This window comes from Microbacterium luticellae (assembly GCF_050408645.1).
Taxonomy (GTDB): Bacteria; Actinomycetota; Actinomycetes; order Actinomycetales; family Microbacteriaceae; genus Microbacterium.
Window position 1 is genome coordinate 539,914 of sequence record NZ_JBNTKE010000002.1, and the last position, 26,693, is coordinate 566,606.

Annotated in this window: 18 protein-coding genes, 2 tRNA genes and 1 pseudogene; 17 read left to right on the forward strand and 4 right to left on the reverse strand. The window is 61.6% G+C overall.

Annotated elements, in window-relative coordinates; translation table 11 throughout:
• Positions 1-381 precede the first annotated feature (381 nt).
• The 11 genes from dnaN (at position 382) to ACQUSW_RS08255 (ending at position 11,635) form a co-directional block, all read left to right on the forward strand.
• Complete coding sequence (gene dnaN, locus ACQUSW_RS08205; protein WP_428931802.1) at positions 382-1,521, forward strand: DNA polymerase III subunit beta; 1,140 nt, start codon at positions 382-384, stop codon at positions 1,519-1,521.
• A gap of 56 nt (positions 1,522-1,577) precedes the next feature.
• Positions 1,578-2,735 (forward strand): DNA replication/repair protein RecF, encoded by a 1,158-nt coding sequence (gene recF / locus ACQUSW_RS08210; protein WP_428931803.1) that lies wholly within the window; start codon positions 1,578-1,580, stop codon positions 2,733-2,735.
• Positions 2,728-3,210 (forward strand): DciA family protein, encoded by a 483-nt coding sequence (locus ACQUSW_RS08215; RefSeq protein ID WP_428931804.1) that lies wholly within the window; start codon positions 2,728-2,730, stop codon positions 3,208-3,210. Before recF ends, ACQUSW_RS08215 begins: the two co-directional genes overlap by 8 nt.
• A 118-nt stretch (positions 3,211-3,328) precedes the next feature.
• A complete protein-coding gene (gyrB, locus tag ACQUSW_RS08220; RefSeq protein ID WP_428931805.1) occupies positions 3,329-5,380 on the forward strand; it encodes a DNA topoisomerase (ATP-hydrolyzing) subunit B in 2,052 nt (683 codons plus the stop codon).
• Between the two features lie 48 nt (positions 5,381-5,428).
• A complete protein-coding gene (gyrA, locus tag ACQUSW_RS08225; protein ID WP_428931806.1) occupies positions 5,429-7,957 on the forward strand; it encodes a DNA gyrase subunit A in 2,529 nt (842 codons plus the stop codon).
• Positions 7,954-8,358: a DUF3566 domain-containing protein gene (locus tag ACQUSW_RS08230; RefSeq protein ID WP_428931807.1), complete on the forward strand. Its 405-nt coding sequence runs from the start codon at positions 7,954-7,956 to the stop codon at positions 8,356-8,358. The genes gyrA and ACQUSW_RS08230 overlap by 4 nt, the downstream gene beginning before the upstream one ends.
• Positions 8,359-8,524: 166 nt before the next feature.
• Complete coding sequence (locus ACQUSW_RS08235; protein WP_428931808.1) at positions 8,525-9,808, forward strand: sensor histidine kinase; 1,284 nt, start codon at positions 8,525-8,527, stop codon at positions 9,806-9,808.
• Complete coding sequence (locus tag ACQUSW_RS08240; RefSeq protein WP_428931809.1) at positions 9,796-10,485, forward strand: response regulator transcription factor; 690 nt, start codon at positions 9,796-9,798, stop codon at positions 10,483-10,485. Before ACQUSW_RS08235 ends, ACQUSW_RS08240 begins: the two co-directional genes overlap by 13 nt.
• Positions 10,482-11,342, forward strand: coding sequence for a DUF4097 family beta strand repeat-containing protein (locus ACQUSW_RS08245; RefSeq protein ID WP_428931810.1), 861 nt, complete (start codon positions 10,482-10,484; stop codon positions 11,340-11,342). Before ACQUSW_RS08240 ends, ACQUSW_RS08245 begins: the two co-directional genes overlap by 4 nt.
• Before the next feature lie 104 nt (positions 11,343-11,446).
• A tRNA-Ile gene (locus ACQUSW_RS08250) sits at positions 11,447-11,520 on the forward strand.
• A gap of 42 nt (positions 11,521-11,562) precedes the next feature.
• A tRNA-Ala gene (locus ACQUSW_RS08255) sits at positions 11,563-11,635 on the forward strand.
• A gap of 604 nt (positions 11,636-12,239) precedes the next feature.
• Here the strand turns inward: ACQUSW_RS08255 and ACQUSW_RS08260 are convergent.
• Positions 12,240-13,292 (reverse strand): annotated as a pseudogene (locus ACQUSW_RS08260) (recombinase family protein); the annotation flags it as partial.
• 421 nt (positions 13,293-13,713) lie between these two features.
• Here ACQUSW_RS08260 and ACQUSW_RS08265 point away from each other — a divergent pair.
• On the forward strand, positions 13,714-14,409 hold the full coding sequence (locus tag ACQUSW_RS08265; protein WP_428931811.1) for a hypothetical protein: 696 nt from the start codon (positions 13,714-13,716) through the stop codon (positions 14,407-14,409).
• A 39-nt stretch (positions 14,410-14,448) separates the two neighbouring features.
• Here ACQUSW_RS08265 and ACQUSW_RS08270 read toward each other — a convergent pair whose 3' ends face one another.
• From ACQUSW_RS08270 to ACQUSW_RS08280, 3 genes are all read right to left on the reverse strand, one after another.
• On the reverse strand, positions 14,449-15,339 hold the full coding sequence (locus ACQUSW_RS08270) for a helix-turn-helix transcriptional regulator (protein ID WP_428931812.1): 891 nt from the start codon (positions 15,337-15,339) through the stop codon (positions 14,449-14,451).
• A gap of 164 nt (positions 15,340-15,503) precedes the next feature.
• Complete coding sequence (locus tag ACQUSW_RS08275) at positions 15,504-15,968, reverse strand: GNAT family N-acetyltransferase (protein WP_428931813.1); 465 nt, start codon at positions 15,966-15,968, stop codon at positions 15,504-15,506.
• Positions 15,969-16,068: 100 nt separating this feature from the next.
• A complete protein-coding gene (locus tag ACQUSW_RS08280; protein WP_428931814.1) occupies positions 16,069-17,295 on the reverse strand; it encodes a benzoate/H(+) symporter BenE family transporter in 1,227 nt (408 codons plus the stop codon).
• Between the two features lie 99 nt (positions 17,296-17,394).
• On the opposite strand from ACQUSW_RS08280, the gene ACQUSW_RS08285 reads away from it, so the two are divergent.
• From ACQUSW_RS08285 to ACQUSW_RS08305, 5 genes are all read left to right on the forward strand, one after another.
• The gene (locus tag ACQUSW_RS08285; RefSeq protein ID WP_428931815.1) at positions 17,395-18,774 is read left to right on the forward strand and encodes an aminotransferase-like domain-containing protein; all 1,380 of its coding nucleotides are present in this window, start codon (positions 17,395-17,397) and stop codon (positions 18,772-18,774) included.
• 140 nt (positions 18,775-18,914) lie between these two features.
• Positions 18,915-22,379, forward strand: a complete 3,465-nt coding sequence (mobF, locus tag ACQUSW_RS08290) for a MobF family relaxase (RefSeq protein WP_428931891.1) — start codon at positions 18,915-18,917, stop codon at positions 22,377-22,379.
• Between the two features lie 192 nt (positions 22,380-22,571).
• Entirely contained in the window at positions 22,572-23,786 is a 1,215-nt protein-coding gene (gene chrA, locus ACQUSW_RS08295) for a chromate efflux transporter (protein WP_428931816.1), read from the forward strand.
• A 72-nt stretch (positions 23,787-23,858) separates the two neighbouring features.
• Complete coding sequence (locus ACQUSW_RS08300) at positions 23,859-25,817, forward strand: heavy metal translocating P-type ATPase (RefSeq protein WP_428931817.1); 1,959 nt, start codon at positions 23,859-23,861, stop codon at positions 25,815-25,817.
• 5 nt (positions 25,818-25,822) lie between these two features.
• Positions 25,823-26,551 carry a VIT1/CCC1 transporter family protein gene (locus tag ACQUSW_RS08305; RefSeq protein ID WP_054682433.1) on the forward strand — a complete coding sequence of 243 codons (729 nt, stop codon included), beginning with the start codon at positions 25,823-25,825 and terminating at the stop codon, positions 26,549-26,551.
• Positions 26,552-26,693: the final 142 nt, after the last annotated feature.

The window sequence follows — 26,693 nt, forward strand, 5'->3', positions numbered from 1 at the left end:
ATAGCGAGCACGAGTTAAGGGGAGAACTTCATGCAACCAGACCATGTCTGTGGATAACTCGCCAAACTACAAACATGTAGTTTCGTCTCTGTCCCCAATGATTCCGCAGGATTTCCACATGTCACAACCGTGTAGTTCCCAACAGCCGCAAGCAATCCCCAGGGTTATCCACAGTTTCCACAGGTGTTAACACTGTTAAGAGAATTACAAAGTTAAGGGCTTCCGATGACCTTGACTGTGGACAACAGCACGCAGCATCCGGGATGACACAAAAAATCACCGCACCCGACTGGCATAACGCCAGTCACGCGTTAGCATGGGATCCCACGACCCTTCAGAAACGGCGAAGGGTTGGCACTTTCGGCGGCAAGAGGAGTACCCGTGAGGTTTCAGGTCAATCGCGACGTGTTCAGCGAAGCCGTATCTTTTGTGGTCAAGCTTCTTCCCCAGAGAAACCCGCAGCCGATTCTTGCCGGTGTTTTGATCGAAGCTTCGGATGCTGGTCTCACTCTTTCGGCATTTGACTACGAAGCCTCGGCTCGCACGACGATCGAGGCCACGGTAGATGAACCTGGCACGATCCTTGTGCACGGACGACTGCTCTCAGACATCGCAAACCGACTCCCCCACGCGCCCATCGAAGTAACTCACGATGACGACGGTGGCATTGTTGTGCGTTGTGGTTCAGCGCAGTTCACTCTCGCGTCTATGCCGGTAGAGGAATACCCAACACTCCCCGAAGTAACCGGAGCATCCGGTGTTGTTCCGGCCGAAGAATTTAGTACAGCTATTGCGCAGGTTGCCTTTGCTGCGTCTCGTGACGACGTCACCCCGGTGCTGACCGGTGTGCAACTGGAGGTACGAGAAAACTCTTTGAGCCTTGTCGCTACCGACCGCTACCGGGTTTCGCTGCGTGATGTTGCCTGGGATGGCGATGCACATGAGCAGGCCGCACTGGTACCTGCTCGTACCCTGCAAGAGGTCGGCAAGACGTTTGGTAGCGCTGGCAACATCGAAATTTCGTTTTCGGGCGCAGGTGACCGCGAGATCATCGCGTTTACCGCCGGCAACAAAACAGTCACTTCTTTGTTGATTAAAGGAAACTTTCCGCCTGTTCGCCGGCTTTTTCCTGAGCAGGTTGACCATTACGCAGTCGTCAATACGGGTGACTTTATTGAAGCCGTGCGCCGTGTGGCGCTCGTGCTCGACCGTTCGGCGCCGCTGCGCTTCACTTTCTCGGATGGCGATGTCACCATGGACGCATCCGGCAGTGAACAAGCCCGGGCATCCGAATCGGTTGAGGCCCATGTGCAGGGCGACGAGGTTGTTTTGGGGCTCAACCCGCAGTACCTCAGCGAAGCGCTGAGCGCAGTGAAGAGCGAATTTGTGCGTGTGACGTTTACGTCGAGCGATAACGCCAACAAGCTGAGCCCGGTACTCATTACCGCGCAAACATCGGTCGACGATGCCGGCAACGATTCGTTTAAGTACCTGCTGCAACCCAACCTGTTGCTTCGCTGATTCCGAATGCTGCGCACTCAGCGCCTATGTCGTAGCTCGAAGGTAGGCTCACAGACGTGATTGTGGAGCATATAAGCCTGGCCGATTTCCGCAATTATGCGTCGGCCGAGCTCGCTCTGCACCGGGGCCCTAATGTGCTGGTGGGCAGTAACGGCCAGGGAAAAACAAACCTTGCCGAGGCGATTGTGTTTCTCGCCACACTCGGATCTCATCGCGTCGCGACCGATGCGCCACTGGTCCGTGATGGTTGTGAAGCGGCTTTTGTGCGGGCTCGGCTCGCGCACGGGGAGCGTCGTGTACTGGTAGAAGTGCAAATTAACCGGCAGGGCACGAATAAGGCACGAATCAACGGCACCCCCGTTCGGCCAGCTGAATTGCCACGCTATGCGCACGTGGTTCTCTTTGCCCCAGAAGATCTGCAGATTGTTCGGGGCGATCCTTCGGCGCGGCGCCGGTTTGCTGATCAGCTTCTTGTGCAGCGATCGCCGCGTCTGGCCGGTGTTATTGCCGACTATGAGCGCGTGCTTCGTCAGCGTAACGCACTGTTGAAATCGGCGAGAGCTCGCGGAATACGTGCCGACGCACTGACAACCCTTGACGTGTGGGACGAAAAGCTCGTCTCCTTAGGCTCCGAGATTATTGATGTTCGTGCGCGACTGGCCGACGACCTACAAGTTCCGCTTGCGCAGGCATATGAGTCGATTGTTGGTGATGATCACGGCCCGCGTCTGCACTGGGCTCAATCGATTCGCGGCGGTGACCCGGAAGACGGAGTCGGCACAGACGCAGTGATTGGCGACGACGGCACAACCGAACTTTTTCGTCGAGCGTTGGCCGAAAAACGCTCGGTCGAAATTGAGCGCGGTGTCACAATGGTTGGGCCACATCGTGACGATCTTGTGCTGTATCTTCGTGAGCTTCCGGTGAAGGGCTATGCTTCGCACGGTGAATCCTGGTCGATGGCCTTGGCGCTACGGCTGGCATCGGCTGAGCTTCTTCGAACGGAGTCTCCTGCAGGAGACCCCGTATTGATTTTGGACGACGTTTTTGCCGAGCTTGACGCCCAACGCCGGCGACGCCTTGCAGACATCACTGCTGGTTACGAACAGGTGTTGGTGACCGCTGCGGTAGAGGCAGATATTCCTGATGTCTTGCATTCGCATGTTGTACATATCCATGCTGGGACTGTGATCGATGAGCGTGATCATGAGTAACGACAGCGTGCCAGAAACTGTCGCGACCTACTTGCGTTTGCGCGGCTTGCAACCCAGTTCGCGCCATTGGAAGCGCAAGAAGCGGATTGTTGACGACGAGAATCAGCCTTTTACGCCGGGTCGAGACCCGGGTGTTTTGGGTTCGGTTCTTCACCGCCTGGCGAAAGATTCTGGGTGGGAAATTACACTGAGTCGTGAAGACCTGGTTCGCCAGTGGTCTGCTGTGGCGGGCGAAGAGACAGCAAAACACTCAGAACCGGTGTCTTTAGAGGCCGGAACACTCACGGTGCGATGTGACTCCACGGCCTGGGCGAAGCAGCTGCAATACATGCGTTCCGTGCTGCTCACCCAGATTCAACAGCAGTATCCGGATGCCGGTGTTGACGAGCTTCGATTTATTGGACCGGACGTTCCCTCATGGAAATGGGGCCCTAGAGCGGTTCCAGGGCGTGGCCCGCGCGATACCTATGGCTAACCCACATCCCATCCCATCGGAGACCGTTTCAGGCGCGTAGAACGGCGTTTAGCCGACAAGCTCGACATATTCGCGGTATCATGGAGTACCCAGATTTTGATGTGGAGCTCACTTTCAGATGACGCAAGAGAACCCCTCTGACGAGAACAAGACAACCCAGTCCGCCGGGGGTTCTGACTCACCCCAAACACAGTCGCACTATGGTGCCGAAGACATTCAGATCCTTGAGGGTCTCGAGGCGGTTCGTAAGAGACCGGGAATGTACATCGGTTCCACAGGCCCTCGTGGTCTGCACCACTTGGTGTACGAGATCGTTGATAACTCGGTTGACGAGGCCCTCGCCGGCTACTGCGACACGATCGCGGTGACGATCCTTGAAGATGGCGGAATCCGTGTGGTGGATAACGGGCGCGGTATTCCCGTTGATCCGCACTCCTCCGACCCTTCGAAGTCGACGGTTGAAGTGGTGCTCACGATTTTGCACGCCGGCGGAAAGTTCGGCGGCGGCGGCTACGCCGTATCGGGTGGCCTTCACGGCGTCGGATCGTCTGTTGTTAATGCGTTATCGACGCGATTTGATGTAGAAATTAAGCGTCAGGGCTACTACTGGAATCATCGCTTTGCCGAGGGTGGCCACCCCCAACAAAAGTTGGAAAAGGGCGCTGCAACAGAAGAGACCGGCACAACGATTACTTTCTGGCCAGATCCAGAAATCTTTACCGACGGCGTTGACTTTGATTACGAAACGCTGCGCACACGCTTTCAGCAGATGGCCTTCCTCAACAAGGGCCTTCGTATTGAACTTCATGATCTGCGGCCAGATTCGGCATACGACCATGAAGTTGAGGGAACGGTTGTTACCAAGCAGCCCAGTGACGTGTTCCTTTATGAGCGCGGTCTTGTTGACTATGTCGAGTACCTTAACCGCGTTAAGCGGGCTGAGTCGGTCAACGATGACGTCATCTCTTTTGAAGCAGAAGACACTGATCGTAAAATTTCGCTCGAAGTGGCTATGCAATGGACGACCGGTTACACCGAAAACGTCTTTACCTATGCCAACACAATTAACACTCATGAGGGTGGAACACACGAAGAAGGTTTCCGCGCAGCCCTCACTACGCTCGTAAACCGCTATGCACGTGCCAACAATCTGCTGAAAGAAAAAGACGAGAACCTTTCGGGCGATGACGTGCGCGAAGGTCTCACGGCAGTCGTTTCCATCAAACTGGGTGAACCACAGTTCGAGGGTCAGACAAAGACCAAGCTGGGTAACACTGAGGCAAAAGCTTTTGTGCAAAAGGTTGTTGGCGACCAGTTGGGTGACTGGTTTGAACGCAATCCTGCCCAGGCCAAGAACGTCATCCGTAAAGCAATTGATGCTGCGATGGCACGATTGGCCGCTCGTAAGGCACGAGAAACCGCTCGACGTAAGAGCGTGTTTGAGTCGGCTGCGATGCCCGACAAGCTGAAAGATTGCACGAGCAAAGACCCATCGATCAGCGAAATCTTTCTTGTGGAGGGAGACTCGGCAGGTGGTTCTGCCGTGCAGGGTCGTGATCCCTTTACGCAGGCCATTCTTGCTCTTCGCGGAAAGATCTTGAATGTCGAGCGTGCTCGCCTCGACAGGGCACTGGGCAACAAAGAAGTTCAGGCGATGATTCAGGCATTCGGCACCGGAATTGGCGAAGAGTTTGACATCGAAAAAGCCCGCTACCACAAGATTGTTTTGATGGCGGATGCCGATGTTGATGGTCAACACATTACGACACTGCTTCTGACCCTTCTTTTCCGCTACATGAGAGGTCTTGTTGAGGCAGGCTTTGTGTATCTGGCAATGCCGCCGCTGTATCGCCTGAAATGGTCCAATTCTCCCCACGAATATGTGTTTAGTGACGAGGAGCGCGACGCGCTGTTGGAATACGGCCTTGCCAACGGTAAGCGGATTCCTAAAGATGCAGGAATACAGCGATACAAGGGTCTCGGTGAGATGAACCCGAAGGAGTTGTGGGAAACAACGATGAACGTTGAAACCCGCACTCTTAAGCAGGTCACGATCGACGACGCCGTTGCCGCCGACGAGATTTTTAGTGTGTTGATGGGAGAAGACGTCGAGTCTCGACGTAGCTTCATCCAACGCAATGCAAAAGACGTTCGTTTCCTTGATATCTAAGGGTTTTCCCTCGGTGTCGGAAGCAACAGAGACAGAAGAGATTAATCAATGACTGACGAAGAACGTCCTGAACCTATTCACGATCACGGCAAGATCGACCAGGTTGATCTGCAATCAGAGATGCAGCGTAGCTATCTCGACTACGCCATGGCGGTTATTGTCGGGCGTGCTCTTCCGGATGTACGCGATGGTCTGAAGCCCGTGCACCGACGCGTTATTTACGGGATGTACGACGGCGGTTTCCGCCCCGACAAGTCGTTCTCTAAGTGCGCGCGTGTCGTCGGTGAGGTCATGGGTCAGTATCACCCGCACGGTGATGCACCTATTTACGACGCACTTGTTCGTCTTGTGCAGCCCTGGTCGCTGCGGTATCCGCTGGCACTGGGTCAGGGCAACTTTGGTTCTCCCGGCAATATGGGTGCTGCTGCCCCTCGATATACCGAGACCAAGATGGCTCCGCTCGCGCTGGAAATGGTGCGAGATATTGAAGAAGAGACCGTCGATTTTCAAGACAACTACGACGGTCAAACGCAAGAGCCCACGGTTCTTCCTGCGCGCTTCCCTAACCTTTTGGTTAATGGTTCCGTTGGTATTGCCGTGGGTATGGCAACCAACATTCCGCCTCACAACCTGCGTGAGGTTTCTGAGGCAGCCCTGTGGGCGCTGGATCATCCGGATGCTACGCGAGAAGAACTACTTGAGGGTCTGATCGCCCGCATCCCCGGCCCCGACTTCCCCACGGGCGGGCAAATTCTTGGCGTTAAGGGTATTCATGAGGCGTATCGCACGGGTCGTGGTTCGATCACGATGCGCGCTGTTGTCGAGATCGAAGAGATTCAGGGCCGCACGTGCCTCGTAATCACCGAGCTGCCCTATCAGGTGAACCCCGATAATCTCGCGGTTAAAATTGGTGACCTGGCTCGCGAAGGCCGCATCACAGGCATTGCCGATATTCGAGACGAAACTAGTGATCGCACGGGTCTGCGTCTGGTTGTTGTTCTGAAGCGAGACGCCGTCGCGAAGGTTGTACTCAACAACCTGTACAAGCACACGTCGTTGCAAGAGAACTTTGGCGCGAACATGCTCGCCATCGTTGACGGGGTGCCGCGCACGCTCGCTATCGACGGGTTCATCACTCACTGGTTGCAGCACCAGATTGAAGTGATTGTTCGACGCACAACGTATCGTTTGCGCGAAGCTGAAGCACGCATGCACATTTTGCGTGCCTATTTGAAGGCGCTTGACGCACTGGATGAGGTTATTGCTCTTATCCGCCGCTCCCCCACGGTCGACGAAGCACGCGAAGGCCTCAAGCAACTGCTTGACATCGACAACGACCAGGCCGATGCAATTCTGCAGATGCAGTTGCGCCGCCTGGCTGCTCTCGAACGCCAAAAGATCATCGATCAGGCGACCGAACTCGAAGCACGCATTGCTGACTTTAAAGACATTCTCGCTCGCGACGAGCGTCAGCGCGGGATTGTGCACGATGAGCTGCAGGGCATTCTCGACCGTTTTGGCGATGAGCGACGCACGCATATTCTTCCGGGCTTTGACGGCGACATGTCGATGGAAGATCTCATCCCTCAGGAAGAGATGGTCGTTACTGTTACGCGCGAAGGATATGTAAAAAGAACGCGCAGCGACAACTATCGCTCACAGCATCGCGGTGGCAAGGGTGTGAAGGGCGCTCAGCTGCGCGCGGATGACATCGTTGAGCACTTCTTTGTTACCACCACGCACCACTGGTTGTTGTTCTTTACCGACAAGGGTCGCGTCTACCGTACGAAGACCTATGAGGTTCCCGAGGCCGGCCGTGACGCGAAGGGTTTGCACGTTGCCAACCTCTTGGCGTTGCAGCCCGATGAAAAGATCGCACAGATCTTGGCACTCCGCGACTACGAAAGTGCTGACTATCTGGTGCTGGCTACTCGTGGCGGGCTCGTTAAGAAATCGCGACTTGTCGACTATGACACCAACCGCCAGGGCGGCGTCATCGCGATCCGATTGCGCGAAGATGATGAGGTGGTCAGCGCAATGATCGTTGACGCCGATGATGACATCATTCTCATCAGCCACAACGGAATGTCACTGCGTTTTAATGCCACGGATGAAGCGCTTCGACCGATGGGACGCGCGACCGAGGGAGTCAAGGGCATGAGCTTCCGAGGGGATGACAACCTGCTGTCTGCCTCTGTTGTCACAGAAGATGGCTATGTGTTTGTCGTGACCGAAGGCGGCTTCGCTAAGCGCACGCACGTAGCGGAATATCGCGTTCAGGGTCGCGGCGGGCTGGGCATCAAGGTTGCCAAGTTGAACGATGATCGTGGCGGTCTGGCCGGTGGCCTTATTGTCGGCGAAGAAGACGAAGTCTTAGTGGTTCTTGCCAGCGGCAAGGTGTTACGCTCTGCCGTGGCTGAGGTACCAGCAAAGGGACGCGACACAATGGGCGTTGTATTTGCTCGACCGGATGAAAAAGACCGGATCTTGGCTATCGCCCGAAACGGCGAACACGGACTCGAAAAAGAACTCGATGAGTCTGACCCCGAAACCCCCAACGAAAGCACAAGCGAATGAGCACGGTAGCTGACAAGCTCGCTAAAAAGTCGACCCACCGTTCGGGTGGAAAACAGGTACGTCTGCGCCTGGTCTATGTTGACTTCTGGTCGGCAGTGAAGCTCTCCTTTCTAGGCGCAGTATCACTGGCAATCGTCACCATGGTGAGCTTCTTCCTGATCTACATGGTCATCCAAGCCACAGGCCTTCTCACCAAGGGCGACGAGTTCGTCATGAGTGTTACCGATAACCAGGTGTCACTTGAGAAAATCTTCGGCCTGTCGCAGGTGATGGCGTTCGGTGCCGTTGTGTCGATTCTCAACCTCATCGTTTTCACCGTCTTGGGCGCTGTCATCGCGGGACTCTATAACCTCGCAGTGAAGATCACCGGCGGTCTCCTCATCGGTTTTACATCGAACTAAGTCACATAGTGGAGCGGGCGGATGCATACCAGCATCCGCCCGCTCTGCTTTTTACTGCGCACGCGCAGTGGTCAGCGTGTACGCGCACGCCGATTATGGGTTTCCAGAAAGAAGGTCTCGGGTGGACACGGTGTTGCCAACCATCCCCGGCCCGTAGCTTAGAAGTATGGTCACACAGCATCCGCAAGCGTACGACGCGCCTGCTCCTCCCCTCAGGTTTTGGTTGACGTTTCTACACCTCGCTGCCCTGGGAACTGTCGGCGCTGTCGTTATTGGTCTCATCATCGCGGCGATCGGTGTGGGAATCGGTTTTCTCTTTGTTCTGGGACTCGGAGTCTTTGTCTTCGTCGGTGTTATATATGCGCTCTACGGAATAGCATGGTTCGAGTTTGCGCGGATCGATGCGCTGTATGGCCTGGGCGTGCCGACGCTCGAACGGCGTCAGGCATCCGGTAGCGGCGTTGGTGCCTATGTACGGATGCTAGGACGACAGGCGATCGACGGAAGAATGTGGCGTGCTGTCGCTAACTTTACTGTCGCGACTGTGCTGGGTGGTTTTGTTGTGGTCGCCCTGCGGGAAATCGGCTGGTGGCTGGTCACAGGCGCGGCACGATTCGTTCATTCCGATAGCGTTATAACTCGGTGGGGCGCGCACGTTCCATCGCGATGGATATTTGTCGCCGCGCTTCTCGGTATCGCCGCAGCCGTCGGGCTCATCATCCTGGCAGTCTTTCTGCACCGCACAATTAGTCGCGCAATTATTGCTCGCCCCGACCGCGTGGCTGAGCTGCAAGCACAGGTACAGGCAACGTCGACGCAGAGGGAAGGTGCCGTGCGCGCGGCAAATGTCGAGCGTACGAGGATTGAGCGCGATCTGCATGATGGCGTGCAGCCGCGTCTCGTGTCAATTGCGATGACGCTGGGTATGGCTCAGCAAAAGGTTGATAGTGATCTGGCTGCTGTAAAAGAACTGTTGAACGAGGCACATACGTCGACCAAGTCGGCCATCACCGAACTACGCCAGCTCGCGCGCGGCATACATGCGTCAGTGCTCGATGATCGCGGTCTCGACGCAGCACTGTCCGCTCTGGCGGGCCGCTCTCCTGTGCCGGTGAGTCTGGATGTACGAATGCAACCGCGCGGAGAAGGCGCTGTCACACAGCAACGGCGCGATGCGGAAGCCGCCGTGTACTTTGCGATTGCTGAGTCACTGACGAATGCCGCCAAGCACTCGCGCGCAGCACTGAGCCGGGTATCGGTGCGTGAACGACCCGATGGAACACTGTGGGCTCGCATAGAAGACGACGGAGTAGGTGGTGCGCACGTGCAGCCAGGAGGTGGGCTCGATGGGATCATCAACCGGGTTACGGCTGCCGGAGGCACCGCTCGGCTAGATAGCCCCGTGGGTGGCCCAACAAGCTTGGAGGTGACGGTGCCGTGCGCATTCTGATTTGTGAAGACTCGGTTCTCTTGCGCGAAGGACTCGTGCGTTTGTTGACCGATGCAGGGCACGAAGTGGTAGCGGCTTTGCCGGATGCCTCGGAGCTCGTGGAGAGCGTAGAGCAGCGGCATCCGGAACTTTGCATATTAGATGTGCGACTGCCACCAACATATGTTGATGAAGGAATACGGGCCGCTTTGCAGCTGCGGGAGAGTCACCCTCGACTACCTCTGCTCGTGCTCTCGCAGTATGTCGAAGAACGCTATGCAAGCGACCTTATTGCAACGCAGCCCGATTCTTTGGGATACCTGCTGAAAGACCGGGTTGCGGATGTGGCAGAGTTCGTCGACACAGTGGAACGCATCGCCGACGGCGCGACCGTGCTCGACCCCGAAGTGGTGTCGCAGCTGTTGGGGCGCCGCCGCCAGGACCAGCGCATGCAGAGCCTGACAGAGCGCGAGCGAACCGTGTTGGCGCTGCTGGCAGAAGGCCGTTCCAACCAGTCGATTGCTGATGCACTGTTTTTGTCGGCGGCAAGTGTAGAAAAGCACATCACCGCAATTTTTATGAAACTTGGGCTCGACGCCGATGAGCACGGCAATCGACGAGTGCTCGCCGCGATCGCGCACATAGAGAACACCAACGGGAGTGGGTTCGCACCGTATCCCTCAGGAGGACAAAAGTGAACGAGAATCCCTCAACCCACCAAGCGCCGGCTCGGGCCGGACGCGCGTGGATCACGGCAACGCTCGCTGCGGTGGGTGCCGCGATGCTGATTATGGTGATGGGCGGCTCGGCCTTCGCCGCGTCAGTGAACCTTTCACCATCTGTCGTTTCATCGTCGACGCAGATCGATACCGATACGGTTACCGACCTCGTTGTTGATGCCAGCTACGCAACGGTGACCATTGAGTTCGCGGATGTTGAGCAGGCAACCCTCGATGTGAAGGGCCCAGGATTGACGAACTGGACCATGCGAGAAGAAGCAGGCACGCTTGTTGTCGCCTCGACATCGACATTTTTTGGATGGACGTGGGGCGACGATAACGGATTTTCGTTTCCGGGACTCCACCGAGCAACCGCTGGAACCGCCATCATCACATTGCCGAAGAGTCTGGAGCGGCGGGGCCTCGATGCCTCGCTCGACCTCGCCGGCGGCGACGTGCGAGTGAATGGCGAATACCGTTCCCTCGACATAGAAATGGGTGCCGGACGTTTGACTGTTGATGCCGAAGCTCGTGAACTAACACTCACTCTTGCGGCAGGAAGCGCCGACGTGAGAGCGCGGGGTGTGCGTGACGCAGACTTCGAAATGTCGGCCGGGCGCATGACAGCAGAATTGACCGGAAAGGCTCCTCGTCGCGTTTCTGTTGACGTGGCAGCGGGAACACTCGACCTCACACTCCCCCGTGCCGCATACCGCGTAGACGTTGATAACGCGGTGGGTGGCGTGCGTAATCGACTGACGACTTCACCGCGGTCGAACAACGTCATCGAGGGTGATGTTGCGGTGGGAACCCTCACATTGAATGAGGCGCGATAACTGCAGAGATAGCGGGGGAGCACCGGATGCGACACACCCGGCACTCCCCCGCATCAGGTCGATTCGAAGATTTACCAAAAATCCGGTAAAGTCGTCTCGGTTGCGGGGCTATAGCTCAGGCGGTTAGAGCGCTTCACTGATAATGAAGAGGTCCCTGGTTCAAGTCCAGGTAGCCCCACGAAAAATTGAATAACAAAAAACACGTACAATAAATACGTACGGGGCCTTAGCTCAGTTGGTAGAGCGCTTGCTTTGCAAGCAAGATGTCAGGAGTTCGAATCTCCTAGGCTCCACCCAAAGTGTCTTACGGGAACACGCGACATCGGTAGAGGTGGCGTGTTCCCGTTTGGCTTCCTTGCCTTCGTCGCCGGTGTCGTGGGCTTCGCGGAAGATCGTCGCGAACGGCTCCGCGAGGTGTGGCCGGAGTTGTTCGTCGTCGGTGATGTCCAAGCGTGTGTAGAACGCCTGATTCGCGAGCCGCCGGCCGGCGTCGCCAGAGTGGGCGTAGGCGCGGTGCGCGTCGGTGAGGAGCCGCAGGCTGTCGTGGAGGAACGCGCGCCCGCCGGTGTGATGTTCGCTGTGCTCGGCGAGGCGACGGTTGATGTCGGCGAGGCCGGTGCGGATGCGGTCTTGATGCCGCTTGAGGGTGTCGAGGTCGATGGCGTCGGCGAAATGCGCGGCGAGGAGTTTGTCGGACTCTGCCTCCAGGCGTGCCCGGTTCGCGGTCAAGTCAGCAACTTCCTGATCCTGGCCCGCGTTGCGCTTATCGAACGCCGCATCCACGTCAGCCGCGAGCCGTTGATAGGTGGCGTCGCCGATCGTGATCGAGGCGTACGAGTCCGCCACGAGGCGTTCGGCGACTGCGACGGGGACAGCGCGTCTGGTGCAAGTGGTCTTCTTGGCGGCGCGGCCGGAGCAGATGAAGTAGGCGTAGGTGGTGCCGCGTGGATTGGTGGCGAAGTCGAGCAGCATGCGGGACCCGCAGGTGCCGCAGTGCAACAGTCCTTTGAGGTGGTGGGCGTGCTGAACGTGCCGGGTCATCTTCGCCGTCCGCGCCCGGAGTAGCGATTGCACTTTGTCGAACAGTTCCGGTTCCACGATCGGGTCGTGCGCGCCGGGGTGCAGTGCGCCCTTGTAGCGGATCACGCCCGCGTAGTACGGGTTCGTCAGCAGCTTGTAGAGCGTGTTCTTCCCGAGCGGCTTCGAGGGGCGCTTCGGTGTCGGCACCGTCAGCAGCCCCCGTGCTGTCAGCTCCCGCAGGAGACCGGTGACGGAGGTTTCCCCGGTCGCGTAGTGCTCGAATGCCCAGGTGATAAGCGGGGCGCGTTCGGGATCGACCTCGACGGTGCGTATCTCGCGGCCGTTGTCGTCGATGCGGCGCACGTTGAGGTAGCCGATGGGTGCGCGCATGGGCGTGCCGCCCTGGGCGACCTTCTGCGTCAATCCCTTGGTGACTTCGGTGGCGAGGTTACGGCTATAGAACTCGGCGATGGAGGACATGATGCCGTGCACGAGCATCCCCGACGGCGTCTGATCGATCGACTCCGTCGCGGATATGAGCGTGACACCAGCAGCGATGAGTGCTTGGTGGATGGCGACGTCGTCGGCGCGGTTGCGGGCGAGGCGGTCGAGCTTGTGCACGATGCAGAACTGCACCCGTGTCGCGGCGATGAATGCGAGCATCTCCTGCAACCCGTCGCGGTCGGCGGAGCGTGCAGACTCGCCCGCGTCCACGAACTCGCGGACGATCCGCGCACTGAGTTCGTCGGCCTTGCGGTGATTAGCCTCGCGTTGGGCGGGGATGGAGAACCCTTCCTCGGTGCCGCCGCGCTCGGCCTGCTCACGGGTCGAGACGCGCAGGTAGGACACAGCCAGCAGCACCGGCCGGTCACCCACTCCGAGGACGACGGCACCAAGCGGCGTGAGCGTAGGAACGATGTTCGGGGTCATGCGGTGCTCCTTCGTTGGCGCAGTTCGGGTTCTCGTTCTTCCTCTACTCTGCCCCGCGCATCTGACATCAGGCTCAGATTCTGAGGAGCCGGGAGGCCGTAGGGGTCGGGCTGTCCGTTGCGGTAGGCGTCGTAGCGGGCCTGGGTGATGTTCAGCACCCACTCGACCAGCTTCCCCACGTCCGGTTCCGAGCGGCGGATCGTGCGGAGGCGGAGCTGCCTCGGATCACTCCCCGACCCCGACCCCGACGAGTGCGCACCCCAGCCCCGCGCCGCGCGGGAACGGCGCTCACGGGTCGGGGTTGGGGTCAGAACACTCACCTCAATCTCATGCGATAGCAGGTACGCCATATCAAGGTAACACACTCTTGGCGTAATGGCCATTATTTGAGATGAATCAGAGGTTCCACTACCCTGGAGGCATGAGTCAAGACGTGGAGGATGTTCCGCTGCTGGTCCCCGAAGACCTGCCAGCGGGCTGGGTGATGCCCGATCCGCCCGTGATCGCCTCTGCTGCCGAATCGGTGGCCATCGACGCGGCGCTCAGGTACGACAGGCGGGTCTACCCGACGCCGGGGCCGGATGGGGACCTGACCGGGTATAACGATGGTCGTGATGGGCGCTGGTTCCTCATCCAGCACGTCCAGTCCTCCACGCGCGTGCTGCTGCGGTTGCAGCGCCAGTACGTCCTGCTCCAGGAGCCGATGGGTGAGGTGCGGATCACCGGGATCGTGTACCTGCCCGAACAGGCCGGTGATCCGGTGGCAAGCCCGATGCTCCGGAACCTGCCCACGTCGCGGATCGAGGCGGCGATCAACCGCCGCCAGTTCGCCGTCACCGGTACGACCCGGTTCGAGGGTGGCACACTCACGATGCCCTCCGGCCGCATACTCCGCTCAACCGAGGTCATGAAACCGTTGGGGAACCCGAAGCGCACCCCGGACTTCTACGAAGTCGTCGCCCTGCAACACACCCTCCTCGTCGACGACGGGGAACCCAACCCGACTGCGCGCATGGCTGAGATCAGCCGGGTGCCGCTCTCGACCGCGCAGGGGTGGGTCGCCCGCGCCCGCTCCAAGGGTCTGCTGCCGCCCGGCAGGCGTGGGCGCGCGGGCTGAGGGTGAATCTGCATCATGGAGACTGCGCTTCGCGATGACTCATCCGCTGCGAGAATCAGCGTTATGAGTTCTGGCCGGTATGGTTCCGATGCCTGGCCCCTCTGGGGATGTGCTCGGTGGGCCGTGACGTCGGTAGTTGCTTGGGCTTGTGCCCATGTATCGGCGGAAGATCGTTGATGCTTGCCCGTCTTGGGGTGCCCAGCCGACGCGCGTGGAGATGGTGGCGATGGGCTCGTTCGTCTCGCGGATAAGACGTGCCATCTCCTGCGCACGCAGGATCGAGAGGTACGTCATCGGTGACACTCCGAAGGAGTCCTTGAACACTCGTCTTAGCTGGCTGGATGACAAGCAGGCATGCGCAGCGAGGTCTTTGACCCGCCATCGTTCCGCAAGTCTGTGGTGCAGGAGTTCCGCTACTTGCGCGGCCTCTTGGCGGACGGGCCGGAATGCTCGCCATCGCGGAGAGGCGACGTGGGTAGCGCGTTCGCGTGCTGTCAGCAGGGGCATCTCGATTGGAGCGTGTCGAAGGTGCGGGACGATCACCTCGAGCGTCGTCAGGAGCAGCGCATGGGTGCGGAAGTAGACCGCTGCATCTTGGTGTGTTTCTGTCAGGGTGCCGAGTTCATCGAGGGTCGGCGCGAGCCGTTCGATACCTTGTTCTCCGAGACGGACAAGCTGTATGGGGTCGGGGTAGAGCTTGACGGCGAGTTCTCGGGCGGCGTCACGGTCGGGGATCAGGTCGAGGTAACGCCAGAACAAGTGCTCGATGAGATAGTCCGTGTCGATCAGGAGCGTGGTGGTCATGACCGCAGCCTCTGCGCGGTATCCGAATGGCGCACCGGCCGCGACCAGCACCGTGTCGCCGGGGGTAGCGAACGCGGGTCTGGCGCGGCCGGTGTCAAGGATCAGCGTGCCGTCACGGACGAACACGAGTCTCACGCAGTCGAAAGGAACCCGTGGTTCACTATGACCGCTTGTGAATGTCCGAACGGCGCTGGATACCATTGTTCTCTCGCACGTTCAGCATCAGCGAATTGCGGAGCCGTAAGCCGCTACTTGTCGGCAGAGAGGAACTACTGGCAAATAGAGCGGCATCATCGTGGGGTCGGCTCGGCGTCGTAGGTCACCCAAGCGGTTCGAGTGGCGAGGGTGTTGTAGAGCGCCTGTGCCTGGTGGTTGTCCTCTGCGGTCATCCACTGCACCCCGGCGCGGCCCTCGGCTGCGGCCATGTCGGTCAAGCGTCCGATGAGTGAACGTCCGACGCCGCGCCCGCGAGCTGCGGGTGTCGTGAACAGGTCGTCGAGGAAGATGTGCGAGGTGCCGGTGTAGGGCGAGGAGAACCGGCGGTGGTGGGCGAAGCCCAGAATCTCGCCGTCTGCCTCAGCGACGAGGGCCTTGCACTCGTGGGTGGGATCCATGAACCAGCCCCAGGCGCGCGAGACGACTTCCTCGGATTCTTCGAGCTTGTAGAACTCCCGGTAGGCGCGGAAGAGGGCGCGCCACTCGTTTTCGTCGGTAGGGGCCAGGAAGCGGATGGTCGGGGCGATCTTGGTAGTCATTGATGTGTCCTTGCGTCTTGAAATGAAAGCAACGCATTGATGCGCTGCGGGGCGAACTTGCGGGTTACGCCGCCCCTCAGTGGGAGCGGCAGGAGCGGTGTCACGCGGTCACGTCGGCCTCCTGCCTCGTCTTGGCGCGGCCAGACGCTTCCCGTGCCGGGGTGAGCACGAGGTAGACTGCGGCCCCCGCGATCAGTCCCCAGAATGCGGAGCCGACGCTGAGGATGACGACGCCTGACATGGTGACGGCGAGGGTGGTGATCGCGGCGAGGCCGGTGCGGGTGTTGCCGCTCATCGCGCCGGTGAGCGCCGTGAGCGCCGCGCCCAGGAGCGCGACGGCAGCGACGACGGAAACGGTCTCTGTGGGGATCGCTTGGAACCCGGCAACGAGTACGCCGCCGAAGGAACCGACCAGCAGATAGGCGAGGCCACCCGAGAGACCAGAGATGTACCGCTTGGTGCGGTCGGGGTGGCACTCCGGGCCGATGGCGACTGCGGCGGTAATCGCGCCCAGATTGATGCCGTGCGCGCCGAAGGGGGCCAGCATCGCCGAGACGGTCGAGATGGTGCCGACCAAGAGCCGGTCATTGGGCTGGTAGCCCTGCGAGTGCAGGAGTGCCAGGCCGGGCGCGTTCTGCGATGCCATCGTGACGATAAACAAGGGCAGGGCGACGCTGATGAGCGCGGCGGGCGTGAACACGGGCATCGTGAACACCGGGCCACCCAGCGTGAGCGAGGGCGCGACCTCCTGGAACGATCCCGTAGCCCAGGTCGCGATGAGGCCCGCGGCGAGTGCGGCGAGGACCGCGAAGCGGTCGAAGAAGCGTTTGCCGAGGAAGAAGGTGACCACGATGCATCCGGCGATCACCGGGGCGCTGGCGAACGCTCCCGCTGCGGTGACGACGAAGGGCAGCAGGATGCCCGCGAGCAGCGCCTGGAGCATGGGGCCGGGGACTTTGGAGAGCAGCCACCCGAACCAGCCGGTGTAGCCTGCGACGGCCGCGGCGACCGATGCGACAAGGAACGCCCCGACCGCCTCCGCGAACGAGAAGCCACCCAGGGAAGCGATCAGCAGGGCGGCTCCCGGCGTCGACCAGGCCACGATGACCGGGATACGAGTGAACAGGCTCAGCACGATGCTGCACACCCCATTGCCGATGGACAGCGCCCACACCCAGGAGGCAGTCTGCGCTTCATCGAGGCCAGCAGCTCGGGTAGCTTCGAGAACGATCAGGAACGGCCCTGCGAAGTTGATCAGCGCCGAGAGGAACCCCGCGACGATCGCGGTGACCGACACATCCCGCAGCACAGCGGTAACCCGACTCATGCCCGCACCGCCAGAGCCTGAGCAAATCTGCCAGCGAGACCCGGCGAATGCCGGGGTAACGGACTTGCCAAATCATGAGTAACGTTATCTACTGGGTTCATGTCCAATGATAACAGAGCGTCAGTGATTGCGGCACGCCTGCGCGAGCGAGTGAGAGCTGCGCCCGCCGGGGAGAAGCTGCCGGGAGTGCGGGAACTGTCAAAAGAGTTCCAAGCGAGTGCCGCCACCGTCTCTGCCGCACTGTCAGAACTCACCGCCCTAGGCCTGGTGCGGGCCGAACCTGGCCGGGGTACATTCATCGCCGAGCGGGAGCAACTCTCGGAACCGGATTTCGCGTGGCAGTCGCAGGCGCTCGGCCCCGCCCGCGTGGACACTGAGCGGGCGTCGCGCCTGGGTGGGTACGGCACCCCCGAGCACATTCCGCTGTCCTGGGGATACCTCGCCCCCGAGCTGCTGCCCAATGACGAGATGCATCGCATCGGCTCCCGAGCCGCGAAAAGCAACCGGTCGTGGATGATGACCCCACCGGCAGGTTCCCCCGAGCTTCGCCGGGTGTTCGCGACCGAATACCGGGCCGATCCCGGTGACGTGCTCGTGGTCTCCGGCGGGCAACAGGGCCTGGTCTTCACCATGCGCACCCTCGCCGAACCGGGGGCGACCGTAATCACCGAAAGCCCCAGCTACCCCGGCGCGATCCTCGCCGCCCAAAGCGCGGGCCTGACCATCGCGTCCGTGCCCGCCGACAAAGACGGGATCATCGTCGAACGGCTGGCCGATGAGCTGGAACGTACCCGCGCGCGGGTGATCTACCTCCAACCCAGCTACGCCAACCCGACCGGCACCGTGCTCAGTCGAGAACGACGTACGCAGGTGCTCGACCTCGCCGCCCAACACGGCGCGTTCATCATCGAAGACGACTGGGCCAGACACCTCGGCATCGACGGGCGCACCCCGCCGCCGCTGATCACCGAAGACCCGAACGGGCACGTCGTCACCATCACCACGCTCTCCAAACCCGCCTCGCCCGGACTCCGGATCGGGGCAGTGATCGCACGCGGCCCCGCCGGTGACCGGCTCCGCGCCTCCCGCACCGGCGACGACCTCTGCGTCGCACCGATGGTCCAAGAAATCGCCCTAACCCTGCTCACCTCGAACGTGTGGGCGCGACACCTCAAACGCCTCCGCATCGAACTCGCCGAACGCCGCGACACCCTCACCGCAGCCATCAGGCAGACCCTGCCCGGCGTCCGCATTCAAGGCGTCCCGGGTGGGGGCATCCACCTCTGGGCGAAACTGCCTCACGGAGCAGACACCCACCAGATCAGCAGCGACGCCTATGCTGCCGGGGTGCTCGTCGGAGACGGGCGACACTTCTTCGTCAACGAACCCCCCGCCCCCTTCCTGCGCTTCTCCTACGGCGCAGCCACCCCCGCCCAGATCGCCCAGGGCATCCGAAAACTCGCCCCCATCATCACCTAACGCCTCGCTTCAGAATCACTCCCATCGCCTGAGCGCATCCTGAGTTCTCCCGTCACCCTCTTGACCATTCAAACCAGAATGAACGTATCCTAAGTGCCGTAGTTGCTGATACGCTAGTTGAGCGAAGCGGCGGATTGAAGGTGGTCGAGATGCATGGCGGCGTGATCCTGTTCCGGGGCACCGGGGCCGATGCACTGCGCTATGTCGAGGCCGATCGCTCCCGCGCTGACGACTACTACCTGGGCGCGGAAGCGACCGTCGCGCAGTTCGTGGCGCTCGACGGATCGGGCGCGGTGACCGCTGAGCTTGCCCTTGACCCCGAAGCGTATGCAGGGTGGGTGGACTGGACGAACCCGCTCACGGGCGAGTCGATGGGCAAGCCACGCCGGGCGGGGTCTGATCGGCAGGGCTCGCCCCGGTTCATGGAAATGGTCATCAACACGCCCAAGTCGCTGTCGATCGCCGCTGCGCTGCACCCGGAGGTCTCTGATGCGCTCGATGCCGCCCAGCAAGATGCCCTGGCGGAGATTCGGCGGTGGCTCGCCCAGCACTCGGTGACTCGTGTGGGGTCATTGGGGGCGCAGGAGGTCGTACCTGTCGAGCAGATGCATGTCGTCGGGATCACTCACCGGACGAGTCGGGCGGGTGATCCGCACCGGCACATTCACATGCAGATCGGCTCACGCGTGTTCGCGGCAGGGAAATGGCGTGGCCTGTTCACCGCCGCACTGTTCAAGCAGCAGGGCACGATCCGCGCTCTCGGCACGGCCGTGATCGCTGCCAGCCCCGGCCTCGCGGATACGTTGGAGCGGCACGGCCTGACTCTCGACCCCGCCACCGGCGAGGTCACCGAGTTGCAGCCGTTCAACGCGCTGATGAGCAAGCGCGGCAAGCAAGTAGGCACGAACCTCGAACGCCTCGAAGCCGAATGGGATCACGCGCACCCAGGCGAGAGCATGGGGCCGGTCGTCGCCACCCGTCTCCGAGCGGAGGCGTGGGCGCATGAACGCCCCGCGAAGAAGCCCACCACCCTGACCGAGGAAACCGGATGGGTGAGGGAACTGCGCGAGGCCGGATACGACCCCGCAACGCTGCAACGGCCAGCACCGCGCGCATCGGTGCGATTGGATGACCTGAGCGTGCAGGACGTTGCATCTCGCACGCTCGACCGTTGCGCCGCATCCAGTTCCGCATGGACGGCTCACACGGTGACCGAGCACGCAACCCGAATCATGACCGAATACGGCGTCCGTGCTACCCCTACCGAGATACGCGACTTCATCACGGCCGCATCGCGGTTGGCGTTGGAGGACTGCTTCTCGATCCTCCCACCGGATGCGCCCCGGCTGGAGCATGTGGCGCATTTGACGAGCGTGCGCGTCATGCAGGCTGAAACGGAACTGCGCGACCTCCTCGCCGCCCGCATACCCAAGATCGAGCCGGCAGTGCCGGACGTGCGCCAGTTGGCGCAGGCCGCCGGCCTCGACGCCGGGCAGACCGCAGCGGCCGTAGCCCTTGCCTCGACTGATCCGCTGGTGATCGTGGAAGGGGCAGCCGGTAGCGGGAAGACGACCATGCTCGCCACCGCCATCACCGCCGCCGAGCGGGAAGGACGTTCGGTACGGGTGGTTGCGCCGACGAAGAAGGCCGCCGACGTCGCACACCAGACCCTCGGCATCCCGGCGGACTCGGTGGCCGCGCTCATCCACGCCCACGGCTACAGGTGGAACACCGACGGGGTATGGACGCGCCTCGCACCCGGCGACCTCGACCCCGAGACGGGCCGTACCTACATCGGCCCACCCGAGACGGCACGGCTCCGCGAAGGTGAGCGGATTGTGGTGGATGAGGCGGGGATGCTCGACCAGGAAAGCGCCCTGGCGTTGTTCACCGTTGCCGCCGAAGCGGGCGCGATCCTCGCGCTCGTCGGTGACCGGGCGCAGCTCCCCGCAGTCGGTCGCGGGGGCGTGCTCGATATGGCCGCGCAGATTCGGGGTCGCACCATAGACATGAACGAGGTGCATCGCTTCACCGATGCCGCCTACGCGCACCTGTCGGTGCGGTTGCGTGACCGTGACGACCCTGGCGCGATCTTCGACCAACTCAACGTGCTCGGGCTGATCCGCCTGCACGCCGACACCGAGCACTTGCACGAGTACATCGCGCAGCAGCGGAGCGACGGGGCGGCGGTCACGGTCGCCACGAACGACGAGGCTGCGCGGCTGAACGTGCGCATCCGTGACGAGCGTCTACGCGCCGGGGCCGTTGACGATCAGGCGACCGCGATCGGCAGCGATGGCCTCCCCATCGGGCGGGGCGATGTGATCCAGACACGGAAGAACGACACCGGCCTGGGGGTGGCGAACCGTCAACTGTGGGTCGTGCAGCACGTCGCCGACGACGGGGTGCTGTGGGCGATCGAGGTGGGCGGCGACCGGAAGCGCGAGCGCACCGTGCGGCTGCCCGCCGCCTACGTTGCCGAGCACGCGCACCTTGCCTATGCCTCGACCGCCTACGGGGTGCAGGGCATCACCGTGCCGAAGTCGCACACGATCCTCACCGATGCCATGAGCGGAGCTGCGGTCTATGTCGGCATGACCAGAGGCACCGGCGGAAACCAGTTGCACATCATCGCCGACAGCACGGCTGAGGCGCGGGAGCAGCTCATCGACGCTCTCGAACGCGACCGCGCAGACCGAGGACTCACCGACGCCACACAGCAAGCAGCAGAAGCCGTGCGAGGTCTCGTCGACGACGGCCCAGCGAAACTCGTCACCACTGAGATAGCGGCGCTCATCCGGCGCGCCGAGCAGGCCGAGACGCGAGCGGCACGCTGGCAGCAAGCATCCGACGCCCTGGACGACTTGTACGTGCGGCAGCGCACCGAACACGACCAGGCAGCCCAGACGAACGACGAAGCGAAGCGACACGTCGAACTCGTACGCTCTGAGGTTGCTGAACCGCTGACCGCACAAGCTGCGGAAGCGCTCACCGATTGGCAGGCCGCCGATACCGCCGAGAAGAAGGCACTCGACAAGGTGCGCGCTGCGGGGATGTTCAAGAAGCGCCGCGCGATCGCCGAACACGACACCGCTCAAGGCACAGCCCGCAGCGCGAAGCGGAAGCTCACGAAGGCTTGGGGCGAACCGCCCCGATGGAACGAGAACCAAGCTGCATGGGTCGAGCGCGTCACCCGGCCCCGGATCGAGGCCGACCCGCGCGTGATCGAAGCCGAGCAGCAGCGGGCTACGGCTGCGCACGCGTTGCATGCCGCGCTGGAGCCGAACCCCTGGCCCAGTATCGCCGTCTATGCACGCATCTTTGGGGAAGACGCGGTGAGGAAGAATCCCGGTGTCTACGTCAACGCCCGACCTGCCAGACAGGTCGAGGATGCGACCCGCACTGCACGGCACGCCTGCGCCGAGGCCGAGGTGCTGCGCGAGCTCACTCCCGCCGAGGCGGTCGAGCGGATCAAGCAGACTCGCGCATCCGAGGAAACCAAGCGTGAGACCGCCCGCATGCTTGCCGAGCGTGCACGTCAGCTCGGCGCTTCCCGTCAGAGCCGAACCAGTCCGAGCCACGACGGGCCAACTCTGGGCCGGTAAGCCGAAGGAGCCGCCACTATCGCGGGTAGCCTGCGTCCATTCAGAAGTCAGCAGAGCGATCTTAGAATCGCACTGTGCGACACGGAAGGTTCGCGTAAGTCGGTGACGGCTTCTGAGCCGCGAGTGAACACTGCGTGAATGCAGCGCGGCGAGTAGCGCCAGTCCCGGATGGTGCCCCATTCTGAGTAAGAAATGTTATCCGCAGAAAGTGGCCGTCGAACCGACTTTGGCGCGCCATTGCTGGTCCTTCTGGTGTTCTTGAGGTTAGGGTGCACGTCGTTCGGTGGCCCGGTCGCTCATCTTGGATATTTTCGAGCAGAGTTCGTCGAGCGACGCAGATGGCTGGGTGATCGCGCGTATGCGGATCTTGTCGCATTGTGCCAGTTTCTTCCCGGCCCGGCATCAAGCCAGGTCGGCATGGCGATCGGTTTGCAGAGAGCTGGAATACTCGGTCTTGTCGCGGCATGGCTCGGGTTCACACTGCCATCTGCGGTATTGCTGTTCGGGTTCGCGCTCGGCGTATCGACCCTTGGCGACGTATCGCAGGCTGGATGGGTGCTGGGCCTGAAGGCTGCGGCGGTCGCGGTCGTGGGTCATGCTGTGCTCGGGATGGCAAAGTCACTCACGCCTGATGCGCGACGAGCGACGATTGCTGTCGGGGTGCTCACTGTCGTGCTGCTCGTACCCGGCCCGCTGACGATGTTCGGCGCGATGGCCTTGGCCGGGATCGCGGGGTTCTTCGTCTGTCGATCCCCGAGCACGACCGAGAACGATGAACCGCGTTTCCGGGTGCGCCTGCGGCCCGCAGTCGGATGGTTGAGCCTGGCTGTGTTCGTCATGCTGCTCGCAGGGTTGCCGATTTTTGCTGTGTTCACCGGCAACGCCACGGTAGGCCTGATTGACACCTTCTATCGTGCGGGGTCGTTCGTGTTCGGCGGCGGGCATGTCGTGCTCCCGCTTTTGCAGGCTGAGACAGTGCAGACTGGACTGGTGGAGCCGGGTGCGTTCCTCGCGGGGTATGGTGCCGCGCAGGCGGTGCCAGGGCCGCTGTTCACCTTCGCCGCGTTTCTCGGAGCGGTCACCACGGGCGGCCCGAGTGGGCTGCTCGGCGCATCCATTGCGCTGCTCGCGATCTTTCTGCCGTCTGCGCTGCTCGTGATGGGGGTGCTGCCCTTCTGGGAGCGGTTGCGTGGTGCGCCGAGAGTGCAGCGTGTGCTGACGGGCGTGAACTCCGGAGTCGTCGGGCTGCTCGCCGCCGCGCTGTACGACCCCGTATTCACCGCGGGTGTCACGAACGCCGCATCACTCGTCGTCGCGGCACTCGCGTTTGTCGCACTCACGTCCTGGAAAACACCGGCATGGGCGGTAGTGCTCGGGGCCGCAGGAGCCGGGGCATTGCTGCTCTGAACGCGCTACGCGGATACTCAGGCGAGGCTGGCCTGCAATGCGAGAAGCGTGCCCGCCTGGGAGGATTGAAGCATGAGCCGTTTTTCATCTCTGGTCAGGGCATATCCACTCGTGATCGCAACACTGTTGGTGGCTATGATCGGGTTGGTTCTTTTAGCGACTCCGGCCATTGAGTCGGCCAGCTGGATTGTGGGTGCGTATGCGCTCGTGATTGCCGGGTGGGAGGCGGTCGGGATGATCCGGCAGCTCATCCGAGGGCACGCCGGGCTCGACATTCTTGCGGTGACGGCAATCACCGCTGCAGTGCTCGTTGGGGAGCCGTGGGCGGCGCTCGTGGTGGTGCTGATGCTCACCGGCGGGGCGGCCCTCGAAGATTACGCTGAGAACCGTTCGAAGCGGGAACTGACCGCGCTGCTGCGTAAGGCACCCCAGCAGGCCACGCGCATCCTCGCCCCAAGCGCACCCGGCGCGGACATGCACGGGCATACTGCCGAGGTCACGACCGAGGACATACCGGTCGAAGAAGTCGAGGTGGGTGATCTGTTGTTGGTGCGGCCGGGTGCACTCGTGCCTGTGGACTCGATCCTCGTCTCCGAGCACGCCGTGTTCGATGAGTCGTCATTGACCGGTGAAAGTCTGCCCGTTGAGCGTGACGCGGGAGAGAAAGTGTCGAGCGGTGCGGTGAATGGACAGGCCGCAGTCACCATGCGGGCTGCGGCTCCGGCCGCCGAGAGCGAGTATCAGCAGATTGTTCGGCTCGTCGAACAAGCCGCGGGGAGCAAAGCCAAAGTCGTGCGGCTCGCAGATCGGTACGCGGTGCCGTTCACAGTGCTCGCGCTCGTGATCGCCGGGATCGCGTGGGCGGTCAGTGGAGAGGCTGTCCGGTTTGCCGAGGTGCTGGTGGTGGCGACCCCATGCCCGCTGCTGATCGCCGCGCCGGTCGCGTTTCTCGGTGGCATGAGCCGTGCCGCGAGGTTCGGGCTGATCGTCAAGGGCGGCGGCACCCTCGAACAGCTTTCACGAGCCCGCTCGGCGGCATTCGATAAGACCGGCACCATCACTACCGGCAAGCCAGTGCTCGAACGCCTTCTGCCCGCCGACCGCGCCAGCGAAGACGAGCTGCTGCGTTTCGCAGCCTCAGCGGAGGTGTACTCCTCTCACGTGCTTGCGGACTCCGTCATGCAGGCCGCGAAACAGCACGGCTTGTCGCTCGTCGAAGCCGAACATGCCGAGGAGATCGCGACAAACGGAGTCGCGGCTGTGTTCCGCACTCCTGACGCACCTGAGGCAGTGACGGTTCGTGTCGGCAAGCCCTCCTGGGTGCGCCACTCCGCGCCGGACCTCGTGCTGGCAGACCTTGCTCCAGGGGAACTCGCAATCTACGTCTCAGTCGATGGCCGTTTCGCCGGAGCCATCGTCATGCGCGACCAAGTGCGCGAAGAAGCAGCCCAGGCTCTCCGTCAGCTGAGCGCACTCGGTATCGAGCGTACGCTCATGGTCACCGGAGACGTTGCAGCCACCGCCGAACCCATCGCGCGGCGCCTTGGAATCAGCGAGGTGCACGCGGAGTGCCGCCCCGGCGACAAAGTTCGCATTGTCAGTAGCGTGCAGCCCCGCCCGCTCATCATGGTCGGTGACGGCCTCAACGATGCCCCGGTGCTCGCTGCTGCGGATATTGGCTTCGCAATGGGGGCGCGCGGTGCAACCGCAGCATCGGAGTCTGCGGACATCGTGAACCGCTACGACACGCTCTCGGCCCTGCCGCGCGCGGTGAGCATCGGCAAGGACACCGTGCGGATCGCACTGCAAAGCATCTGGCTCGGCATCATCATCAGCGTCGGCCTCATGCTCATCGCCGCCTTCGGGTTCCTCCCAGCACTCCTCGGCGCGTGGCTGCAAGAAGTCGTTGACCTGGTGGCCATCCTCGGCGCACTCCGTGCAGTCGGCCCACGATCTGAGCGAATCACACGATCATCACCAGTCGCATCGACGGAACAACTTCACTTCAGCACGACCCAAGACAGGAAATGAACAATATGGCATCCGACTCAAGCACCACGCCGCATCCCGGCGAAGCCCACCTGCAGAACGTGGGCCAACGTTTGAACTGGCTACGTGCAGGGGTGCTCGGCGCAAACGACGGCATCGTCTCTACCGCGGGTGTCGTCGTCGGTGTCGCTGCCGCTACACCAAACAACGTACTGGCAATCGCGACGGCCGGTATCGCCGCCGTAGTTGCCGGGGCGTTCTCAATGGCTGGCGGAGAGTATGTTTCGGTGAGCACCCAACGCGACACAGAGAAAGCGCTCATCGCAAAAGAACGGTGGGAGCTCGAAACCATGCCCGAGGAGGAGCTTGAAGAACTCACCGAGCTCTATCGACAGCGGGGCCTCTCAGATGACCTCGCACATCAGGTCGCGGTGCAGCTTACCGAGACGGACGCTCTCGCCGCTCACGCAGAGGTCGAACTCGGAATCGACCATGAAGAGTTCACAAGCCCGTGGGCAGCCGCCGTGTCATCGTTCATTGCGTTCGCCGTTGGAGCGCTGATCCCACTCATCATGATCTTGCTCCCCGTCGGCGGACACCGAGTTTGGATCGCAGCCATCGCAGTTGTGATCGGCCTCTTCCTCACCGGTTGGATCAGCGCTGCGCTCGGTGGCGCGCCGCGCGGTCGCGCAATTCTCCGGAACGTGGTCATGGGCTCAGCGACCATGATCGCCACATACGCCATTGGGGCACTCTTTGGCGTGGCCATCGGATAGGCCGCTTCTCGTGATCCGGCCCGCTTTCATGTGCTAACTCATGTGCTACCGACGCTGCTAGGTTGTGAATCGCGGTGCAGTTATCCACAGGTGGGCCTCGCAGAAACCGCGGAATCATGCGGCAGAACGCCGATTCACGATT